Origin of the sequence: Actinoplanes regularis, assembly GCF_900188005.1 — a bacterium.
GTDB classification, from domain to species: Bacteria; Actinomycetota; Actinomycetes; order Mycobacteriales; family Micromonosporaceae; genus Actinoplanes; species Actinoplanes regularis.
This window is the reverse complement of sequence record NZ_FZNR01000010.1, coordinates 189,785-208,663: the sequence shown is the minus strand read 5'-3', so window position 1 is coordinate 208,663 and position 18,879 is coordinate 189,785. Positions and strand designations below refer to the sequence as shown.

Sequence of the window (18,879 nt, the reverse complement as noted above, 5' to 3'; positions counted from 1 at the left end):
AGTGCGACCCACACGCGAAGGGCCAGGTCAGGCCGCGGGCCGCCAGCCGAGCACGGGCGCCAGGTCACGCGCCGTGGTCTCGAGCAGCCGCAGATGCTCGGCGAACGAGGGAACGCCCGGCACGAAGCTGATCAGCAGATCGGTCACGAAACGCAGCGCCGGGTCGGTCGCGAGCTCGCCCGCCAGCCGGGACGGCGGGCCGAGCAACGCGTGGTCGGCCGTCAGGTACTCCTCGACGCTGAGCCCGGCCACCTCCCGTTTCGACGACAGCCAGCTCTGCCACCGCCGGACGCCCGGCGTGACCAGCCGGACCGCCTCGGCCGGGTCGGGGTGCGGATACACCGCCCGGGACACCTGTACCCGAGGCTCCCGGGTGGCGGCCGCCCGGTAGGCGTCGATCCAGGACGCCTGCTGGGACTGCGCGTCCGCCGGGGAGGCGGAGCGCCACGCGGTCGCCCGGGACAGTTGCAGACCGTCACCGGCTTTGCCGGCCGCCACCGCGGCGTCGCGGGCCAGTTCCGGGTCGCTGGTGGTCGCCTGCCACAACCGCTGCCGTACGCCGGATCCGGGCGGATGCAGCACCTCGCCCAGACCGTTGAGCGCCACCCCGTCGAGGACGTCGTGCAGCCGTGCCACCGCGGCGTCGTAGAGCCGGTGCCGTTCCCCGAGGTCGCGGCCGAACGCCTCCCATGCGCCGGGGAACGGCCCGGACCCGACTCCCAGTTCGAGGCGTCCACCGCTGAGCGCGTCCACGGTGGCCGCGTCCTCGGCGACCTTGAGCGGATCCTCCAGCGGGAGCACGAGCACGCCGGTGCCGAGCCGGATCCGCCGGGTGTGCCGGGCGATCGCCGCGAGCAGCACCAGCGGCGCCGACACGTGCTCGCGGCCCTGCCGGAAGTGCCGCTGGATCACCCAGCCGGAGTCGTAGCCGAGCGCCTCGGCGGCCTGGAACAGTTCGACCGCCTGCTGGTACGCGTCGGCCGGGGGCAGATCCCCGTCGAGGTGCAGGAGGAAGCCGAGCCGGAAGGGCCGGCCGTCGGCGAGACCGGCCCCGATCCTCGTGCCCACCGTCAGACGCCGTCGATCAGCGCGAGCTCGTCCGCGGTCAGCGGCGGGAAGTCGAGCGCCCGGACATTGTGGTCGAGCTGGGCGGGTGAGCTGGCGCCGAGGATCGCGGAGGTGACCCGTGACTGCCGTAGCACCCATTGCAGGGCGAGCTGGGCGAGCGACTGGCCCCGCTCCGTCGCGATCTTGTTCAGTACCCGAGCCCGCTCCCGGTAGGTGTCGTCGATGGCGTCCGGTGACAGGAACGCGCTGTTGAGCGCGCGGGCGCCGGCCGGGATGCCGGTCAGGTACTTCTCGGTGAGCAGGCCCTGCGCCAGCGGGGAGTAGACGACCAGGCCGAACCCGTCGTCGTCGGCGAGGTCGAGCAGCCCGTTCGTCTCCGGTGTCCGATCGAAGATCGAGTATCGGGGCTGGTGGACGAGGAGCGGCACCCCGGCCGCGCGCAGCAGCACGGCCGCCTGGTGCGCCCGCTCGGGGTCGTAGTTGGAGACGCCGACGTACAGCGCCTTGCCCTGCCGCACCGCGCTGACCAGTGCGCCGACCGACTCCTCCAGTGGCGTCTCCGGGTCGGCCCGGTGGTGGTAGAAGATGTCGACGTAGTCGGTGCCCAGGTCGCGCAGGCTGTGGTCGAGCGAGGCGAGCAGCGACTTGCGCGAGCCGCCGGTCAGGTAGGGGCTCCTGCCGATCGGGTTGCCGGCCTTGGTGGACAGGATCAGCTCGTCGCGGTGCGCGGCCAGGTCGCGGCGCAGCACCTCGCCGAAGAACTTCTGCGCCGCGCGGTGCGGCGGGCCGTACCGGTCGGCGTTGTCGAAGTGGGTGATGCCCAGGTCGAACGCGTGCAGCACGATGTCGCGCTGGTTGTCGTAGGGGTAGTCGGTGCCGAACTTCTGCCACAGCCCGAGCGAGAACGCCGGCAGCTTCAGCCCGGAGTCCCCGGTGCGGCGGTATTCGAGGTGGTCGTAGCGGTCGGTCATGTCGGTTCCTCTCAGAAGAGCCCGGTGGTGGGCGGTTCCTCGCCGGTCAGGTGGAAGGCCCCGGCGACGGCCGCCTTCCACTGCCGGGGGTTGTGGTTGGCGACCGTCCGGGCGTTGCGCCAGTGCCGGTCGAAGGCGAGGTCACGGTTCGTGGCGGACCCGCCGCCCACGTCGAACAGCAGTTCGGCGGCGCGCAGCGCGGACTCCACGGCGATCACGCCGGTCTGCGCGACGGTCACCGCGGCGGCCGCGGCGGCGGCCCGTGCCCGGTCACCGGAGTGTTCCCGTACGCCGGTGAGCGCCTCCGCCGCGAGCAGCACCACCGCACGGGCCGCATGGGCACGGGCCGCGATCTCGCCCACGGTGTGCCGGACGTACGGATCCTCGACGCTCGTCGCCGCCGTGCTGTGCTTGATCGGCCGGGCCCGCTCGCGCGCGAACCAGAGCGCGTCGTCGAGCGCCGAGGCGGCGATCCCGGCCTCCACCGCGGCCAGGTAGAGCTGGGCGAACGAGCCGAGCCACGGGTTGTCCGCCGGCCCGCCGTCCCGGGCCACCACCTCGTCGCCGGTCACCCGCACGCCGGTCAGGCGGGTGGTGCCGCTGGCGGTGAGCCGCTGGCCGATCGCGTCGAAGTCGTCGAGCCGCTGCACGCCGTCGCGGTCGACCGGGACGGTGAAGCCGTACACCCGCCCGTCCTCGCCGGTGGCCGTGCCGGTGAACCAGGAGGCGTAGAGACCGCCGGTCGAGTAGTACTTCTCGCCGTCGACGACGTAGCCGTCGCCGTCGCGCCGCAGCGTGGTGTGCACCGATCCGCCGGCGCCGCCGCCGCGCTCGTTGGCGGTGCCGGCGAACAGGTCGCCGGCGCGCAGCCGGGCCAGGGTGACCGCGCGGTGCGGCAGGCCGGGCCGGGTCGCCACCTGATTGGCGGTCAGGAAGCTGCTGCGCAGGGCCTGTGCCACGTTGGAGTCGGCCCGGGCGATCTCGATGACCAGGTCCGCGACGTCGCGCACGGTGCCACCCGCGCCGCCGTCGGCCCGGGCGATGCCGAGCAGGGTGATCCGCTGCTCGGCGAGCGCCCGAACCTCCCGGTGCGCGTAGGCGCGGGTCAGCTCGCGATCACGGGCGCCGTCGGCGAGCCGGCGCAGGACGGGCTCGGCGCCGGCCCGGATGCCCTCGACGGTCCAGGTCGTCTCGATCAGTTCGGCCGTCATCCGCGGGCCTCCGTCCGTATCGGGGTGGGGGAGCACTGCTCGGCGGCGCCGGTCATGCCGGCGTCACCAGTTGCCCACGCAGGCCGAGGGCGCTGCGCAGGGTAGGGGCCAGCGGCCGGGGCGGCAGCGCCCGCAGCACGGCGACGATGTCGGCGGCGCCGCCCTCCGGGAGCAGTTCGATGCCGTCGAGCAGATGTTCGTCCGCCGCGTCGCGCAGGCGGGCGGCGAGTTCGCCGGTCGCGTCCGCCCGGGTCACCCTGACCCGGCCGAGCAGCGCCACCTCGCGGCGGTCGCGACCGGCGAGGCCCAGCGCCCGGGTCAGGGCGGTGTCCGCCCCGCCGGCCCGGTCCAGGTCGGCCACGACGACGTCGGCCACGGTGGCGGCCGCGGTCACGCCGACCGCGTCCAGGTCGGCGACGACGACCGGCCGGCCCTGCGCCGAGGACGGCCCGTCGAGGGGGCCGGCGACCCGGTAGAACGTTCCCTCGTGGTGGATCGGGTCGATCAGGGTGTCGTCGGCGACCACACCGGACCTCTGGTCGCCGATCAGGGCGGCGCGGGGGAACGAGTCCCAGAGCCGGGCCAGCACCCGGGCGTACTCGGTCCAGCGGCGTACCGGATCGGTGGCGCCCGGATCCGGGACGTTCCGCTCGCTGACCTCGTCACCGTGGCCGGGCCGCAGCGCGACGCCGGTCCGGCCACCGGTGGCCCGGTCCAGCGACAGCAGCCGCCGCGCCGCGTTGTACGGGGCGTTGCCGGTGGTCGGCAGCACCGGCACGTAGCCGATGGCGCCGTGCCGCCCGGCCAGGTACGCCGCGACCACGGTCGGGTCGAGGACGGGACCGTGCGCCGAACGGTCGGCGAGCCGGATCGCGGCGACCCCGGCCGCCTCGGCCGCCGCGGCGACCGCCTCGGCGTCGCCGAGGGAGATCAGCCCCAGCCCGCCGACCGCGACGGCCAGTTGAATCGGCAGGCTCATGCCGCCACCTCCGCTTCGCTCCGGCACCGACATGAGCCAACAACTGAGCTAACCGATTCGCTCGCAAGCTCGCTCATTGAGTTACCTCCGGTACGGCGGGAAGGCCGAGACCGAGGTGGGCGCGCAGGGTCGTCCCCTCGTACTCGGTGCGGAACAGTCCACGGCGCTGCAGTTCGGGCACGACGTGGTCGGCGAAGTCGTCGAAGCCGGACGGCAGCACGTCCGGCATCACGTTGAAGCCGTCCGCGGCACCGGCGCGGAACCAGGTCTCGATGTCGTCGGCGATCTGCTCGGGCGTGCCGGCCACGATCCGGTGCCCGCCCCCGCCGGAGAGCCGTTTCAGCAGCCGGCCGAGGGTCGGCCGCTCCCGGTCGATGATCTGCTTCACCACCCGGTAGAACGTTTGCGATCCACCGGCCTCGTCCGGGTCGACGAGCAGGCCCGCGGGGATCGGCTCGTCGTCGGAGAGCCCGTCGAGCGAGATGCCGAGCTGCCCGGCCAGCCGGCCGCGGGCGTACGCCGGCGGCAGCAGTTCGTCGAGCAGTTCCCGCCGGGTCTTCGCCTCGGCCTCGGTGCCGCCCACCACCGTGGAGAGCCCGGGCAGCACCACGACCTCGGCGGGATCACGCCCGAGCGCGGCCGCCCCGGCGCGGATCTCCCGGCGGAACGCCCGCGCGTGGTCGAGATCCTGGTCGGCGGAGAAGATCACCTCCCCGACCCGGGCGGCCAGCCGCCGCCCATCGGTGGAGCCGCCGGCCTGCACCACCACCGGCCGGCCCTGCGGCGAGCGCAGGCCGGAACGCTCCTCCCAGGTCGCCACCACCTGAGCGGTGAAGCGGGCCGCCCGCTCGTAGCGCCAGGCGTGTTCCGGCTCCACGTCGTGGCCGAAGTTGCGGGCGGCCGCCGCGCCGGCCGTGGTGACCACGTTCCAGCCGAACCGGCCGCCCGAGACCTGGTCCAGGTCGCCGAGGCGGCGGGCCAGCTCGACCGGATCGTTGTAGGTCGACGACAGTGTCCCGATCAGCCCGATCCGCTCGGTCCGCGCGGCGATCCGGGCCAGCACCGTGGTCGGCTCCAGGTTGTTGCCGGGCCGGTGCCGGATGCTCGGGTCGAGCACCGGCCCGTCGGCGAGGAAGACCGCGTCCAGCTTCGCCGCCTCCGCCTTGCGGGCGATCTCGGTGTAGTGCTCGATCCGGTAGCTCGCCGTGCCGTCGGTCCCCGGGAAGCGCCACGATCCGCCGAAGACACCGGCGTTGAGGATGTTGACGTTCAGATGCAGCAAGTTCGCTCCTTAGACCAGGGCGCCGGGGACCGCGTCCAGCAACTGCCGGGTGTACTCGTGCCGGGGCGCGGTGAGGATCTGCTCGGCGGGGCCGGTCTCGACCACGGCGCCGCTCCTCATCACCGTCACGTCGTCGGCGATCAACCGGACCACGCCCAGGTCGTGGGTGACGAACACGTAGCTGAGGCCGCGTTCGGCCTGCAGGTCGACCAGCAGCCGGAGGATCTGGGCCTGCACCGACACGTCGAGGGCGCTGACCGCCTCGTCCAGGATGAGCACCCGTGGGGCGAGGGCGAGGGCGCGGGCGATCGCGACCCGCTGCCGCTGGCCGCCGGAGAGCTGGCTGGGCAGCCGGTCCAGGTAGGACCCGTCGAGCGCGACGGCGGCGAGCAGTTCGGTCACCCGATCGCCGGCGGGCAGCCCGAAGGCACGCAGTGGTTCCGCGATCAACCTGCGCACGGTGAATCGCGGGTCCAGTGACGTGAACGGGTTCTGGAACACGAATTGCAGGTCCTTGCGCAGCTCACGCAGCCTTTTGCGGGGTAGCCCGGTCAGCCGCCGCTCGCCCAGGTGCACGGTTCCGTGGTCGGCGGCGACGAAGCCCGCCAGGATTCCGGCCAGGGTCGACTTGCCGGCACCGGACTCGCCGACGATCGCGTGCGTCGTCCCCTCCCGGACGGTCAGGTCCGCGGTGTCCAGGGCACGCAGCACGGCGCGGTTGCGCAGCCGGTACGTCTTGCTCAGCCCTTCCGCGCGCAACGCCACCGCGCCGGGACGCGGCTGAGGTCGTACGGCGGAATCGGCGGTCAGGCGCCCGGCGTGCCGCGACGGCGCCGCATCGAGCAACCGGCGGGTGTATTCGCTGGTGGCGCCGGCCACCACCCGCTCGACCGGGCCCTCCTCGACGATCTCGCCGCGCCGCATGACCAGGATCCGGTCGGAGCGTTCGAGGGCGATCCCGAGATCGTGGGTGACCAGCAGGATGCCGATGCCCAGCTCCGCGCGCAGCCGCACCAGATGGTCGAGGATCCGCTTCTGGACGGTGACGTCCAGCGCGCTGGTCGGCTCGTCGGCCACGATGATCCTGGGTCGGCCGGCCAGCGCGATGGCGATCAGGGCGCGCTGCTTCATGCCGCCGCTCAGTTCGTGCGGGTACTGGTGGAACACCCGCTCGGTGTCGGTGAGCCCGGCGGTGCGCAGGCTCTCCAGCGCGGCCTCCCGGTACCTCGCGGCGGGCGTGCCCCGGGGCCGGTTGAACCGGACCGCCTCGATCACCTGCTGCCCGACCCGTTTCACCGGGTTGAGCGAGGTGTTCGGGTCCTGCGGGATGAAGCCCACGTAGTTGCCGCGGACCAGGGCCATCCGCCGGTCGTTCCAGCCGGTGACGTCCACGTCGGAGTAGGCGATGGAGCCGGACCGGATCCGGGCCGCCGCCGGCAGCAGCCCGAGCGCGCCCTGGATCAGGGTGGTCTTGCCGGAGCCGGACTCGCCGACCAGCGAGACGAACTCACCGGGCTCGACGTGCAGGTCGACGCCGCGGACCGCGGGTGTCCACTCGCGCCCGGTCCGGTAGTCGACGGCGAGGCCCCTGATCCGCAGCAACGGGTCGCTCACCGGGGGTGCTTCGGTGCTCGCCGGTGTCTCCGCGTTCACCGGGGGCGAGGTCATCGGTGGTTCTCCTTCCGGAACGAGGTGCTGATGCGATGGGTGGCGATGACCACGGCCGCGAGGGCCAGGCCGGGCAGGATCGAGGCGTACGGGTGCACGGCCACGTAGTCCCGCCCCTCGGCGACCAGCAGCCCCCACTCCGGTTGGGGTGGCGGCGCGCCGTACCCGAGGAAGCCGAGCGACGCGACCGCGAGCACGCCGGTCCCGACCTCCAGGGCGGCGAGCGCGATCACCGCGCTGAGCGAGTTCGGCACGACGTGCCGGGTCATCACCCCGAGGCGGCCGACGCCGAGGCCGTACGCCGCCTTGACGTAGTCCTGGTTGACCACCGTCAGCACCTGGGCCCGCATCACCCGGGCGAACGAGGCGATCGAGGAGATCCCGACGGCCAGGGCGATGTTGTTGGTCGAGTAGCCGAGCACCGAGACCACCACCATGGCCAGCAGCAGGCTCGGGATCGCCAGGAAGACGTCGACCACCCGCATGATCGCGGTGTCGGCGAGCCCGCCGGCGAAGCCGGCGATCAGCCCGACCACCGCGCCGAGCCCGAACGCGATTAGCACCGCGAGCAGGGTGGCGGTAAGGGTGGTCCGGGCGCCGTAGACACTGCGCGCGAACAGGTCGCGGCCCAGCCGGTCGGTGCCGAACCAGTGCTCCGCGCCGGGCGGGGCGAAGCTCGCCGAGGGGTCCCCGGTGAACGGGCTGTACGAGGTGAACAGGTGTGGGGCGACCGCCCAGCCGATCGCGACCAGCACCACGAGCCAGGCGACGACGAGAACCGGCCGCCGGGCCCAGCCCGAGGCGAACGCGGTCATCCGGGATTTCCCGCCGTGAGCGTGGCCCGCAGGCGCGGGTCGAGCACCGGAAAGATCAGATCGACAGCCAGGTTGATCACGGCGAAGCTCACCGCGACGAGGACCACGATGCCGGCGACCAGCGGAAGGTCGAGGGTGTTGATCGCGGTCTGGGTCATCCGGCCGACGCCTTTGCGGGCGAAGACGGTCTCGGTGATCACCGCGCCGGCGATCAGGTTGCCGAACGTGACGCCGGCGATGGTGAGTGCCGGCAGGGCGGCGTTGCGCAAGACGTCCCCGACGATGATCCGGCCGCGGGTCGCGCCCTTGGCCCAGCTGGTCGTGACGTACCCGGAGTGGAACTCACCGGCGAAGCTGCGCACCAGCAGCTGCGCGATCGGTCCGGCGACCGGAATGGCCAGGGTGACCAGCGGCAGGACGAGGCTGCGCCAGCCCTGGTCGCCGAAGGACGGGAACCAGCCCAGCTGGAACGAGAAGATCTGCAGCATCAGGACGCCGGAGAGGAACACCGGCACCGACACGGCGCCCGAGGGCAGGGTCTCGACCAGGTTGCGCAGCCAGGCCCGCCGGGTCGCGGTCGCCACCAGCGCGATGCCGAAGGCGATGAGTACGGCCAGCGCCAGCGCCCCGGCGGCCAGGGCCAGGGTGCTCGGCAGTACGTCGAGGACGGCGCCGACCACCGGCTTGCCGGATTGGACCGAGTTGCCGAAGTCACCGGTCAGCGCGTGCCCGAGCCGGTCGAGATACTGCAGCACGACCGGCTCGTTGAAGCCGTAGTTGTCGGCGACCTGTGCCTTGACCTCGGGTGGGATGGCGTTCAGCTCGGCCGGGTCGAAGAGCAGGTCGACCGGGTTGGCCGGCAGGACGAAGAGCAGGACGAAGGTGACCGTGAAGGCGGCCCAGACCACGAACAGGGCCCGGCCGGTCTTCAGGGCGATGTAGTGCAGCACGGGAGTCACTTGCCGTTGCTCTTCCAGGCGTTCACGAAGTGGTTGCGCGACTGCGCGTCGAAGACGATCCCGTGCACGTGGTCCGCGTGGGCGATCACCTGCGACGGGTTGTAGATCGGGTTGACCAGGGCGTACTTCTCCACCAGCAGGTCCTGGGCGGTCTTGGCGTAGGCGTCGCGCTCGGCCGGGTCGAGAGTCGTCTCGAGGCTGTCGAGGGCCGTGGTGACCTCGTTCACGTCGACGCCGGTGGAGTTCGCGTCCAGGAAGCTGGAGTTGCCGAGCTTCGGGTTGTAGACCAGGTTCAGCGCCGCCGGGTCGTTGCGGGACCGGTTGGCCGCGGTGACGTTCCAGTCCGTCTTGGCCTTGGCGACCTGCGCCGAGTAGTCCGGGATCGGCACGACGGTCAGCTGCAGATCGATGCCGATCTTCCGCAGGTCCTGCTGGACCGACTCGTACGCAGGCTTGTTGACCACCAGGTTGCTGATGCCGAGCAGCTTGACCTCGAGCCGCTTGCCGTCCTTGACCCGGATGCCGTCCGCTCCCAGCTTCCACCCGGCGTCGTCGAGCAGCTTCTTCGCCTGCTCGGGGTCGTACTTGAGCACCGAGCCGCTGTAGTCCACATAGCCCCGCACCGACTTGTTGAGCACCGAGGTCGCGATCGAGTACGAGTCGGTGAGCACCGTCTTCTCGATCGATTCGCGGTTCCAGCCGAGCTGGATGGCCTTGCGGACCGCGATGTCGTTGGTCGGGAAGAGCCGCGAGTTGAAGTTGAAGTAGATCGCGGTGCCGGAGACGCTGCGATGAATGATCTTGAAGCCCTTCGCCCGCAGGGGCTCCTCGTCGGTGGTGCCGACGTCCAGGGTGGCGTCGATGGTCCCGGAGGCCAGCGAGCCGGTCCGGACGCTGGCCTCCGGGATCGTGTTGAACACGATCCTGTCCAGGTACGCCTCGCCCTGGTGCCGTAGCGCCGGCGGCGCCCAGTTGTAACCCTTGCGCTTGACCAGGACCGTCTTGACCTGCTCCTCCCACGACTCGTAGACGAACGGGCCGGTGCCGATCACCTTGGTGGCGTCGGTCCGCTGCTCGGCGCTGAGCTTGAGGGTGGCGAGCGAGAGGAAGCCCGGCTGAGCGTTCGCGGTGAACGAGGAGGCCTGCAGGAAGCTGGCGAGCGGCTTGGCGAAGCGGACCACGGCGGTCCAGTCGTCCGGGGTCCGGGTCTCGACGTAGCCCGAGAGCAGGACCGCGCCGTTCGGGTTGATGCCGAGCTTCTGGTCGCCGTGCACGTACTGGTCGAAGTTGGCCTTGACCGCCGCGGAGTCAAACCGCGTCCCGTCGCTGAACGTCACGTCCTTGCGCAGGTGGAAGGTGAACTCGGTGAGGTCGGCGTTGTACTCCCAGGATTCGGCGAGCCACGGGGTGATCTCGCCGGTGTCCGGGTCCTGCCAGGTCAGTTTGTCGGTGACGTTGTTGCCGATCAGCGACTCGGCGTAGTTGGTGCCCCACTGCGGGTCCGGGCTGCGCTGATAGTCGATCAGGGCGAACTGGAGCGTGCCACCGCGGGCCGGCGACCCGTCACCGGCGGCCTTGGCGCCGGAGTCACCGCGGGCGAGGGCGACCGTGATGCCGGCGGCGAGCAGGACCGCGAGCACGGCGCCGCCGGCTATCCACGGCCATCGCCGGCGGCCTGATTCGGCGTTCTCGATGGAGCTGCGAAGGTCGGACACGGTTGTCTCCCGAGCTTGAAAGGTGGGGGAAGGTCAGGCGCCGGCCCGCAGCAGCGGCAGCAGTTGTCTGCCCTGCCGCTCGATCTCCGGCAGGTACGGGGTGTCGGAGAGGACGAAGTGGGTGATCCCCAGGTCCTGGTATTTCCGCAGTGACTTGGCCACGTCCTGCGCGGAGCCGACCAGCCAGGTGGTGCCGGCACCGCCGCCACCGAAGCGGCCGGGCGCGGTGTAGAGGTTGTCGTCCAGCACGTCACCCCGGGCGGCCAGGTCGAGCAGCCGCTGCTGACCGACCGCCGGGTGCCGGTTCGGGTCGAGCTTGGCGCCGCGCGCCATCTCGGCGACCTTCGCCTCGGCGTCGGCCCAGGCCAGCTCGGTGGTGTCGCGGACCAGCGTGGTGATGCGCAGACCGAATTCCAGTGGCTGATGTTCACGGCCCAGCTCGGCGCTGAGCCTCTTGAGACGTTCGATCCGCTCCTGTACGCCCGCGAGCGGCTCGCCCCAGAACAGCTGCACGTCGGCCTCGGTGGCGGAGACCCGCTCGGCGGCCTCGGAGGCGCCGCCGAAGTACAGCCGTGGCGGCTCGGCCAGTCGCGGCACCACGGTCGACCCGGTCACCCGGAAGTGTTCACCGTGGTAGGTGACGTTCTCCTCGGCCCAGAGTTTGCGCACGATGCGCAGGAACTCGCGGGTCCGGCCGTATCGCTGAGCCTGATCTCCCTCGCTGTCGCCGTAGGCGGCGAGGTTGTCCTTGCCGGACACGATGTTGATCAGCACGCGGCCGCCGCTGAGATGTTGCAGGGTCGCCGCCGCCGACGCGAAGTGCGCCGGCCGCCAGTACCCGGGCCGGGCCGCGATCAGCGGCTGGAACGTCGTGGTCCGCGCCGCGAGAGCGGTGGCGACGGTGAACGTGTCCGGGCGGCCCCACCCGGTCCCGAGCAGCGCACCGTCCCAGCCGTGCTCCTCGAGGGCCAAGGCATGCCGGGTCAGCGTGTCCAGGCTGTTGTGGTCGTTCACCACGTTGTCGCCGCGATGCCCTGGGCGGTCCTGGTTGGGGATGTACCAGAGGAATTCGAGACCCATCAGTGTGTCCTCCCGGCCGGTGCCAATCTATACCTCCCCTATAGCTAATCCATAGATTCGGAGATTTTTCAAGGTGTGCTCGGACCCTGAAGCTCAGCTACCGGATTCGTGAAGCCAGGCAGCGTTGTTCCGCCGCTTTCAGCCGCCCAACACTGATCGGACGTCGGCCTTGAGAGAGGAACACCGCCATGAGCGGCAGTACGGGAACACGCTCCTCAGAGCGAAAGCGCCTGGTCGGAAGGGTGCCGCGACTGACCGCGACGGTGGCCGCCGTCGTCGTGGCCACGTCGCTGGTGGCGGGCTGCGGCACAGGGGGCGGTGGCAAGGACTACGTGAGCTTCCGGTTCGCGAACTCGCCCACGGCGCTGTCGCTGGTCCGGATCGCGGACGAGCTCGGCTACTGGAAGAACGCCGGGGTCCGGCCGGAGTACGTCGGCCCGGCGACCACGGTGCCCGCGACCCAGCTGCTCGACCAGAACAAAGTGGACATCGCGACCGGCATGCAGAGCGACAACATCACCGCGTACTCGAAGGGTGTCAGGGGCTTCACGCTGATCGCCTCCAGCATGCTCGACCTGCCGGAGGAGCCACACATGGCGTACTTCGTGAAGGCCGGCTCGAACATCACGCTGAAGAACCTCAAGGCCCTGGAGGGTCACCGGGTCGGCGTCTCCGGTGTCAACAGCTGCACCGACCTGGTCATCAAGCGGTTGCTGAAGAAGAACGACGTGGACCTGAACAAGATTCAGTTCGTCGAGCTCAAGGCCGAGCTGGTGGCGCCCGCGCTGGAGAAGGGCGAGATCGAGCTCGGTGTCTTCCATCCGCCGCTGGTCGGCGTGCTGCTGAGCCAGAAGGACAAGTTCACCGAGATCGCGACGTCCTTCGACGACTGGGGCGAGTTGGGCGGCCAGGCGCCGTACAAGGCCAGCAACGTCTGGCTCAAGCAGCATCCGGAGGCGGCGCGCGAGTTCGTCGGCATCATCGCGAAGACGGCGAACTGGGCCAACGAGCACCCGAAGGAGTCGGCGGAGATCGCCGGCAAGACCACCGGTTACCCGGTGGAGCAGACCACCAACTGGCACTACGCGCCGAACGCGCTGCTCGACAAGGCCAGCCTGAACCTGTGGTGGGACCTGGTCGAAGAGGTCGGCGAGGTCACCCCCGCCTGGCGTCAGGTCAAGATCGAGGAGATGGCGACAAACGCCTACAACCCGTACGCGAAGACCGCCGATCTGCTCGAGTCGCAGACCGACAACAAGTCGATCATCCAGGCCGAGCAGAACAGCGGGATCCTCGACAGCCCGCTGGTCCGGAAGTAGGCGCCCGATGAGCGCACAGGTGCTCAACCGGACCGCGAAGATCGAGGCCAGGAACGTCGCCAAGATCTATCCGGACGCGCATGCCGACGGTGGCTTCCACACCGTGCTGGAAGACTTCGATCTCGATCTGCGGAGCGGGGAGTTCGTCTCCCTGCTCGGGCCCAGCGGCTGCGGCAAGTCGACGTTCCTCAACATCCTGGCCGGGCTGGAGACGTACGACGGGGGCGACGTCCTGGTCGACGGCCGGCACGTGGAGGGGGTCAACTCCGACGTCGGCGTGGTCTTCCAGAGCTACGCGCTCTTCCCCTGGCTGACCGCGCAGAAGAACGTCGAGGCCGGCCTGAAGATCCGCGGCGTGCCCCGAGCGGAACGACGCGAACGGGCGGCCGAGGTGCTACGGACCGTCGGCCTGTCCGCCGCCGCGAACCGCCTGCCGCATCAGCTCTCCGGCGGCATGCGCCAGCGCGTCGCGATCGCCCGGGTCCTCGCCTACGAGCCGGAGATCCTGGTCTTCGACGAGCCGTTCGCCGCCCTGGACGCGCAGACCCGCGAGTTCCTGCAGGGCGAACTGCTGCGCATCTGGGAATCCGGCAGGACCAGGAAGACCGTCCTCTTCGTCACCCACTCGATCGACGAGGCGATCTTCCTGTCCGACCGGATCGCGGTGATGACCCAGTCGCCGGGCCGGGTGAAGGACCACATCGAGGTCGACCTGCCGCGACCGCGTACCAGCCAGTCCCGCAGCTCCACCGGGTTCGCCCGGATCCGCGCGCAGGTCGCGCGGATCCTCGAGGAAGAGGTGCACATTGGCAACGGCGACGACTGAGGCGGTCCCCGCCGAGGTCGCCATCAGGCGGCCCAAGCGCCCGAACGCGTTCCTCGTCAAATACGACAGATACCTGTACGGCGCCGCCGGCCTGCTCGGCTTCCTGGCGCTCTGGTGGCTGGTGATCAACCGCGGCCTGATCGACTCGCTCTACCTCGCCACCCCGCAGGACACCGTCAAGGCGTTCCTCAGCGGCCTCGCGGACGGCTCCATCCCGGCCGACGCCGGACCGAGCATCCAGCGGGCGGTGATCGGGTTCTCGCTCGCCCTGGTCGCCGGGATCGTGCTCGGCATCCTGGTCGGGTCCATCCCGGCGTTCGGCAAGTTCGCCGAGCCGGTGCTGCTCTTCTTCCGCAACCTGTCGCTGCTCGCCCTGCTGCCGGTCTTCGTGGCCTTCCTCGGCATCGACGAGGAGTCGAAGATCGCCATCGTGGTCTGGGCCTGCTTCTGGCCGATCTTCATCAACGCGGTCGGCGCGGTCGGCGGGGTGGAGCGCATCCTGATCAACTCGGCCCGGACCCTCGGCGCCGGGCGGCTCTACATCTTCACCCAGGTGGTGCTGCCCGCGGCGCTGCCGTCGTTCTTCCCGGGCATCCGGCTGGCCGCGGCCAACGCCTTCACCGCCCTGGTCGCGGCCGAGCTCGTCGGCGGCGCGCAGGGCCTGGGCATCTACATCAACAACGCCAGCTACCGGATGCAGACCCCGCAGATCTACGCCGGCATCCTGACCCTCGGCCTGCTCGGGGTCCTCGTCAACGCGCTGATGGCGGGCGCGGAGCGGTACCTCACCCGGTGGCAGAGGGGGCTGACCACCCGATGAAGCTCATCGCGGCAACGGTGTCGGCGGCCGCTGTTCTGCTCATCGCGGCGCCGGCACGGGCACACGTGCGGGTGGACGGGGGCGACGCGCCGGGCAGGGGTGGCTACGGCACGGTCCGGCTGAGCGTGCCGACCGAGAGCGAGACGGCCTCGACGGTCGGGCTGACCGTGACCATCCCCGGCGACGTGACGCTGACCTCGGCGAAGGTGCTGCCGATCGCCGGCTGGACGGCCAAGGTGGAGACCGCGGAGGGAAGGGTCACAAGGATCGTCTGGCGCGCGTCCGGCGCGGGTCTCGGGCCGGCGGAGTTCGGCGTCTTCGCCTTCTCCGGCGGCCCGTGGCCGCAGGACCGGAGCGCGGTCCCGCTGCCGGCGACCCAGCAGTACAGCGACGGCTCGGCGGTGGCCTGGGACGAGGTCGCCCTGGACGCCTCCGAGCCGGAGCACCCGGCACCGATCGTGGTGCTCGGCGAGGCCCCGGCGGGCCATCACGGCGACGCGCCGGTGGCGGAGCCGGAACCGGAACGGAGCGGGTCCCAGATCACCCAGTGGATCCTGATCGGGCTCGCGCTGGTCCTCTCGGTCTCCGCGACGCTGCGCCGGGCGAGGTAGCACGTGGGACGGCGGATCGGCGCGGTGATCGTACTGGCGGTGCTGGTTCTGCTGTCCTGGCCGGCGCCCGCATCGGCCCACGCCTCCCTGGTCGCGACCACGCCGGCCGAGGGCGGCCACCTCGATCAGGGGCCGGCCGACGTGGCCTTCACGCTCAACGAGGCGGTGTCGGTGGTGCCGGGCTCGCCCCAGGTCATCGACGGGGAAGGCAAGCGGTACGGGGTCCGGGCAGTCGCGCTGAACGCGGACCGCACCGTGGTGACGGTGCGGCTCGCCACCGCCCTGCCGGACGGCTCCTTCCTGGCCACCGCACGCCTGCTGTCGGTGGACACGCACGTGGTCTCGGTGTCGGCGGCGTTCACCGTGGGCGCGGCCGAGGGTCTGCTCACCGCTCCGGAGGCCGAGACCGACGGCCTTCCGGGGTACGTCGCCAGACTGCTCGTCCACACCGGCGCCGTGCTGTCCGCGGGGGTGCTGCTGACCACCGCCCGGCTCTGGCCCCACCTGCGGGAACGGCGCCGCTGGCGGGTCACCGTCCGGTGCGGGAGCGCCCTGCTCGTCGCCGGTCTCACGGCCCGGCTCGGGCTGGTCTTCGCAGAGACCGGCTGGACGGTGTTCACCAGCGGCTTCGGGATCGCCTCGCTCGCCGCCGTGGTGGCCGTGGCCGTCCAGCTCAGACTCCCCGGCCGGTGGCTCGCGGCGGTGCCCACGGTGCTGGCCGTGACGTACGGCGGGCACGGCGCCGACCCGGGGCTTTTCCCGTTGCCGCTCGCGCTGACCACCCTGCACGTCTACGCCGTCCTCGCCTGGCTGGGTGGGGTGGTGGTGATCGCGGTCGAGCTGCGCCGCGACGTCCCGATCGCGGCCTGGCACCGCTATGCGCTGATCCACGCGGCGGTGGTGGTCGGCACCGGGGCCGGGCTGGGGCTGCTGCGCATCCCGGCGCCCGACGCACTGCTGAGCACGACGTACGGCCGGGTGCTGATCGTCAAAATCGGTCTGGTGGCGCTGGTCCTGGCCACGGCAGCGGTCGCCTACCGCCGCCTCGGCCGGTTCGTGGGGGCCGAATTGCTGCTGGCCACGGCCGTCTTCGGCGCCACCGGCGTGCTGTCGTCGGTCGCCCCGGCCACGGCCGATTACGACCCGCCGGTACGAACCACTGTCGACTTCGGCCCCGGCTCGGCCCTCGCCGTCACCATCCCGTCCACCCGCCGCGGCCCGCAGCGGCTGATCGTCGAGGCGGCCGGTGACGCCCCGCTCTCGGTGGACCTGTCGTCGCGGGAGGCGAACGTCGCCCGCCTGCCGGTCCGCTTCGGCGGCACCGAGACCACCGGCACGGGCGTCCGGTGGAGCAGCCGCGATCTGGTCGTGCCGGTCGCCGGGAACTGGCAGGTGACCATCACGTTCGGCACCCCGGCGGGCCCCCGGGTCGCCTCGTTCCGTTACGACGTCCGCTAGGGATGTGAACCGTCATGAAGAAGGTACTCGCCGGGCTCCTGGCACTCGCCGTGCTCGCCGGTTGTGGGTCGCGCCCCGATGTCACCTACCAGCGGACCGACGAGAGCACGCTGCTGGTGTACGTGGGGCCGGGCGACTATCGCGAGGCTCTGCAGTACACCGTCGACCACCTGCTCCCGAAGACCGCCAGGATCCAGCTCGCGGACGCGCCGGGCGACGCGGACCGGAGGATCCAGGCCGGTGACGCCGACCTCGGCTTCTATCAGGAGGGCCCGGCCGCTTCCCCCGCGCTCAGCGTCGTCGCGAAGGCCAACCTCGTCCCGTACGGCCTCTACTCGTTGAGATGGACGGACCTGAAGGCGACGAGCTCCTGGGTCAACGCGGGCGTCGTCGAGGACGAGGTGCACGGCAGGAGCCTGCCGCACGGCTCCAAGGTGGTCCTGCCCGGCGCCACCGAGGGCTTCGCCCGCGGCCTCTACCTGCTGCAGAGCGCCGGCCTGGTGAAACTCGACCGCCCGTTCGGCGGCGCCACCCCGGCCGACCTCACGATCAGCGAGGCGAACGTGAAGGAGTCGCTGCGGCACCTCACGCTGCTGGGCTCGTACTCCGACGCGCACCTGCGCGAGGTCTACCAGCAGTACGACGCGATCGTGCTCACCCCGCGGCAGGCCACCACGCTCGGACTGCACCCGGCCTCGGACGCCCTCGCCGTCGAGCCGGGCCCGCAGAGCCCCTGGTCCTCCGTGCTGGTCGCTCCGCCGCGACTGGCCGGCGACCCGCGGGTGCTCGAACTGGCCCACGCCCTGGAGAGCCCCGACCTGGCGAAGCACCTGAACCCGGCGTCTTCGACCGGCACCACGTCGCAAGGAGGTTGACCATGACTGTCGCCACGCCCGCCAACCCGCGCTCACACCCGGCGTACCGGGAGTTCGCCGAAGTGGTCGCGGAGGTGCTCGCCCCGGCCGCGGCGCGGGTCGACCGCACCGAGGTGCCGCGCTCGCATCTGGAGGCCCTGCGCGCGGTCGGTTACCACCGCTGGTTCGTGCCCGAACAGTACGGCGGCCTGTCCGTTCCACCGCAGGTCAAGGCCGCCGCCGACGATCTGCTGTTCGGTGTCGATCCGTCCACGGCGACGATCGTCACCCAGCACGGCGCCCCGGTCGGGCCGGCCATCCAGGCCGGCAGCCCGCAGACCCTGGCCCTGCTGCCGAAGCTGGCGGCGGGCAAGCTGTACGGCGGGGCCGGGATGGGGCACGTCCGCTCCTGGCCGCAACGGCGCGGCACGGTCGCCACCCGGGTGCCCGGCGGCTACCGGATCGACGGCGTGATCGGCTGGCACTCCGGCTGGGGCCTGACCGACGTGCTCTGGCTGGGCGCCGTCGACGAGGCCCGTGCGGAGTACGTCTTCGGCCTCGCCGACCTGCACGACGCGAAGATCAGTGGCCGGGTGCTGCCGCTGACCGCGGTCTACGGCTCGCGCACCGCCGAGCTCACCCTCGACGGCTACCTGCTGCCCGACGCGTACGTCTCCGAGGTGATCCCGGTCGCCGACTGGAAGGCGCGCGACGGCCGGATCAGCCTCGACGTCCGGCGCGCCCAGCAGATCGACCCCGGCACCGACCCGGCCGGCGTCCCCGTGGTCGCGCCGCCCGGCCCGTACGGCCTGGCCCGCGCCGCCCTCGACGACGCCCTGCGCCGTTACCCTGACGAGCCATCCCTGCTGGCGCTCTCCGCCGAACTCGAACACGCGGTCGCCACGCCGCTGCCCGACCCGCACTGGCGCGCCGTGCTCGACGAGATCGCGGTCCGCGCCACCACCGCGGGCGTCGTGGCCCGCGGCGGCGCCGGCCTGCTCGACGGCGACATCGCCCAGGTCCGGGCCCGGGCCGCCGTCTTCTTCCAGGTCCGGGGCCTGGCGCCGGTGGTCCGCGCCGCCCACTTCGCGACCTACACCCGGCCAACTTCCGCTTAACGAACCTCGTAGTCGCACCGCGTTGATCGCCCGCCCGGGCGTCACCAAGCTGAAGACAGTCACTCGAGGATCGGACGAGGCAATGAATCACGACATCGCCGACACCCGCCGACGGCCCGCGACAT

At 71.6% G+C, this 18,879-nt stretch carries 17 protein-coding genes; 7 read left to right on the top strand and 10 right to left on the bottom strand.

Annotated elements, in window-relative coordinates; translation table 11 throughout:
- Nucleotides 1–27: 27 nt before the first annotated feature.
- The 10 genes from CHC09_RS25680 to CHC09_RS25635 form a co-directional block, all read right to left on the bottom strand.
- Nucleotides 28–1,068: an LLM class flavin-dependent oxidoreductase gene (locus tag CHC09_RS25680; protein ID WP_089295742.1), complete on the bottom strand. Its 1,041-nt coding sequence runs from the start codon at nucleotides 1,066–1,068 to the stop codon at nucleotides 28–30.
- Between the two features lie 2 nt (nucleotides 1,069–1,070).
- Complete coding sequence (locus CHC09_RS25675) at nucleotides 1,071–2,039, bottom strand: aldo/keto reductase (RefSeq protein ID WP_089295741.1); 969 nt, start codon at nucleotides 2,037–2,039, stop codon at nucleotides 1,071–1,073.
- An 11-nt stretch (nucleotides 2,040–2,050) separates the two neighbouring features.
- Nucleotides 2,051–3,250, bottom strand: coding sequence for an acyl-CoA dehydrogenase family protein (locus CHC09_RS25670; protein ID WP_089295740.1), 1,200 nt, complete (start codon nucleotides 3,248–3,250; stop codon nucleotides 2,051–2,053).
- A gap of 52 nt (nucleotides 3,251–3,302) precedes the next feature.
- A complete protein-coding gene (locus CHC09_RS25665; protein WP_089295739.1) occupies nucleotides 3,303–4,229 on the bottom strand; it encodes an LLM class flavin-dependent oxidoreductase in 927 nt (308 codons plus the stop codon).
- Between the two features lie 73 nt (nucleotides 4,230–4,302).
- Entirely contained in the window at nucleotides 4,303–5,511 is a 1,209-nt protein-coding gene (locus tag CHC09_RS25660) for an LLM class flavin-dependent oxidoreductase (RefSeq protein ID WP_089295738.1), read from the bottom strand.
- 9 nt (nucleotides 5,512–5,520) lie between these two features.
- Nucleotides 5,521–7,179 carry an ATP-binding cassette domain-containing protein gene (locus tag CHC09_RS25655; protein ID WP_089295737.1) on the bottom strand — a complete coding sequence of 553 codons (1,659 nt, stop codon included), beginning with the start codon at nucleotides 7,177–7,179 and terminating at the stop codon, nucleotides 5,521–5,523.
- Entirely contained in the window at nucleotides 7,176–7,994 is an 819-nt protein-coding gene (locus CHC09_RS25650) for an ABC transporter permease (protein ID WP_089295736.1), read from the bottom strand. The genes CHC09_RS25655 and CHC09_RS25650 overlap by 4 nt, the downstream gene beginning before the upstream one ends.
- Nucleotides 7,991–8,953: an ABC transporter permease gene (locus tag CHC09_RS25645; RefSeq protein WP_203833199.1), complete on the bottom strand. Its 963-nt coding sequence runs from the start codon at nucleotides 8,951–8,953 to the stop codon at nucleotides 7,991–7,993. Before CHC09_RS25645 ends, CHC09_RS25650 begins: the two co-directional genes overlap by 4 nt.
- Nucleotides 8,950–10,668, bottom strand: a complete 1,719-nt coding sequence (locus tag CHC09_RS25640; protein WP_089295734.1) for an ABC transporter substrate-binding protein — start codon at nucleotides 10,666–10,668, stop codon at nucleotides 8,950–8,952. The genes CHC09_RS25645 and CHC09_RS25640 overlap by 4 nt, the downstream gene beginning before the upstream one ends.
- A gap of 33 nt (nucleotides 10,669–10,701) precedes the next feature.
- The gene (locus tag CHC09_RS25635) at nucleotides 10,702–11,748 is read right to left on the bottom strand and encodes an LLM class flavin-dependent oxidoreductase (RefSeq protein WP_089295733.1); all 1,047 of its coding nucleotides are present in this window, start codon (nucleotides 11,746–11,748) and stop codon (nucleotides 10,702–10,704) included.
- Nucleotides 11,749–11,990: 242 nt separating this feature from the next.
- On the opposite strand from CHC09_RS25635, the gene CHC09_RS25630 reads away from it, so the two are divergent.
- Genes CHC09_RS25630 through CHC09_RS25600 form a run of 7 tightly spaced genes read left to right on the top strand, consistent with a single transcriptional unit; the run spans nucleotide 11,991 to nucleotide 18,754 of the window.
- Entirely contained in the window at nucleotides 11,991–13,067 is a 1,077-nt protein-coding gene (locus tag CHC09_RS25630) for an ABC transporter substrate-binding protein (protein ID WP_203833200.1), read from the top strand.
- A 7-nt stretch (nucleotides 13,068–13,074) separates the two neighbouring features.
- Nucleotides 13,075–13,893, top strand: a complete 819-nt coding sequence (locus CHC09_RS25625) for an ABC transporter ATP-binding protein (protein ID WP_089295731.1) — start codon at nucleotides 13,075–13,077, stop codon at nucleotides 13,891–13,893.
- Nucleotides 13,874–14,713, top strand: a complete 840-nt coding sequence (locus tag CHC09_RS25620) for an ABC transporter permease (RefSeq protein ID WP_179277282.1) — start codon at nucleotides 13,874–13,876, stop codon at nucleotides 14,711–14,713. The genes CHC09_RS25625 and CHC09_RS25620 overlap by 20 nt, the downstream gene beginning before the upstream one ends.
- On the top strand, nucleotides 14,710–15,324 hold the full coding sequence (locus CHC09_RS25615; RefSeq protein ID WP_089295730.1) for a YcnI family copper-binding membrane protein: 615 nt from the start codon (nucleotides 14,710–14,712) through the stop codon (nucleotides 15,322–15,324). The genes CHC09_RS25620 and CHC09_RS25615 overlap by 4 nt, the downstream gene beginning before the upstream one ends.
- A gap of 3 nt (nucleotides 15,325–15,327) precedes the next feature.
- Nucleotides 15,328–16,782, top strand: coding sequence for a copper resistance CopC/CopD family protein (locus tag CHC09_RS25610; RefSeq protein WP_089295729.1), 1,455 nt, complete (start codon nucleotides 15,328–15,330; stop codon nucleotides 16,780–16,782).
- Nucleotides 16,783–16,796: 14 nt separating this feature from the next.
- Entirely contained in the window at nucleotides 16,797–17,657 is an 861-nt protein-coding gene (locus CHC09_RS25605) for a MetQ/NlpA family ABC transporter substrate-binding protein (protein WP_089295728.1), read from the top strand.
- A 2-nt stretch (nucleotides 17,658–17,659) separates the two neighbouring features.
- Nucleotides 17,660–18,754, top strand: coding sequence for an acyl-CoA dehydrogenase family protein (locus CHC09_RS25600; RefSeq protein WP_089295727.1), 1,095 nt, complete (start codon nucleotides 17,660–17,662; stop codon nucleotides 18,752–18,754).
- Nucleotides 18,755–18,879 lie beyond the last annotated feature (125 nt).

Excerpts from the sequence above, each read along its gene's own strand:
- CHC09_RS25675 (WP_089295741.1), bottom strand. The coding sequence starts at position 2,039 with ATGACCGACCGCTACGACCACCTCGAATACCGCCGCACCGGGGACTCC.
- CHC09_RS25670 (WP_089295740.1), bottom strand. The coding sequence starts at position 3,250 with ATGACGGCCGAACTGATCGAGACGACCTGGACCGTCGAGGGCATCCGG.
- CHC09_RS25665 (WP_089295739.1), bottom strand. The coding sequence starts at position 4,229 with ATGAGCCTGCCGATTCAACTGGCCGTCGCGGTCGGCGGGCTGGGGCTG.
- CHC09_RS25655 (WP_089295737.1), bottom strand. The coding sequence starts at position 7,179 with ATGACCTCGCCCCCGGTGAACGCGGAGACACCGGCGAGCACCGAAGCA.
- CHC09_RS25650 (WP_089295736.1), bottom strand. The coding sequence starts at position 7,994 with ATGACCGCGTTCGCCTCGGGCTGGGCCCGGCGGCCGGTTCTCGTCGTC.
- CHC09_RS25635 (WP_089295733.1), bottom strand. The coding sequence starts at position 11,748 with ATGGGTCTCGAATTCCTCTGGTACATCCCCAACCAGGACCGCCCAGGG.
- CHC09_RS25625 (WP_089295731.1), top strand. The coding sequence starts at position 13,075 with ATGAGCGCACAGGTGCTCAACCGGACCGCGAAGATCGAGGCCAGGAAC.
- CHC09_RS25615 (WP_089295730.1), top strand. The coding sequence starts at position 14,710 with ATGAAGCTCATCGCGGCAACGGTGTCGGCGGCCGCTGTTCTGCTCATC.
- CHC09_RS25605 (WP_089295728.1), top strand. The coding sequence starts at position 16,797 with ATGAAGAAGGTACTCGCCGGGCTCCTGGCACTCGCCGTGCTCGCCGGT.
- CHC09_RS25600 (WP_089295727.1), top strand. The coding sequence starts at position 17,660 with ATGACTGTCGCCACGCCCGCCAACCCGCGCTCACACCCGGCGTACCGG.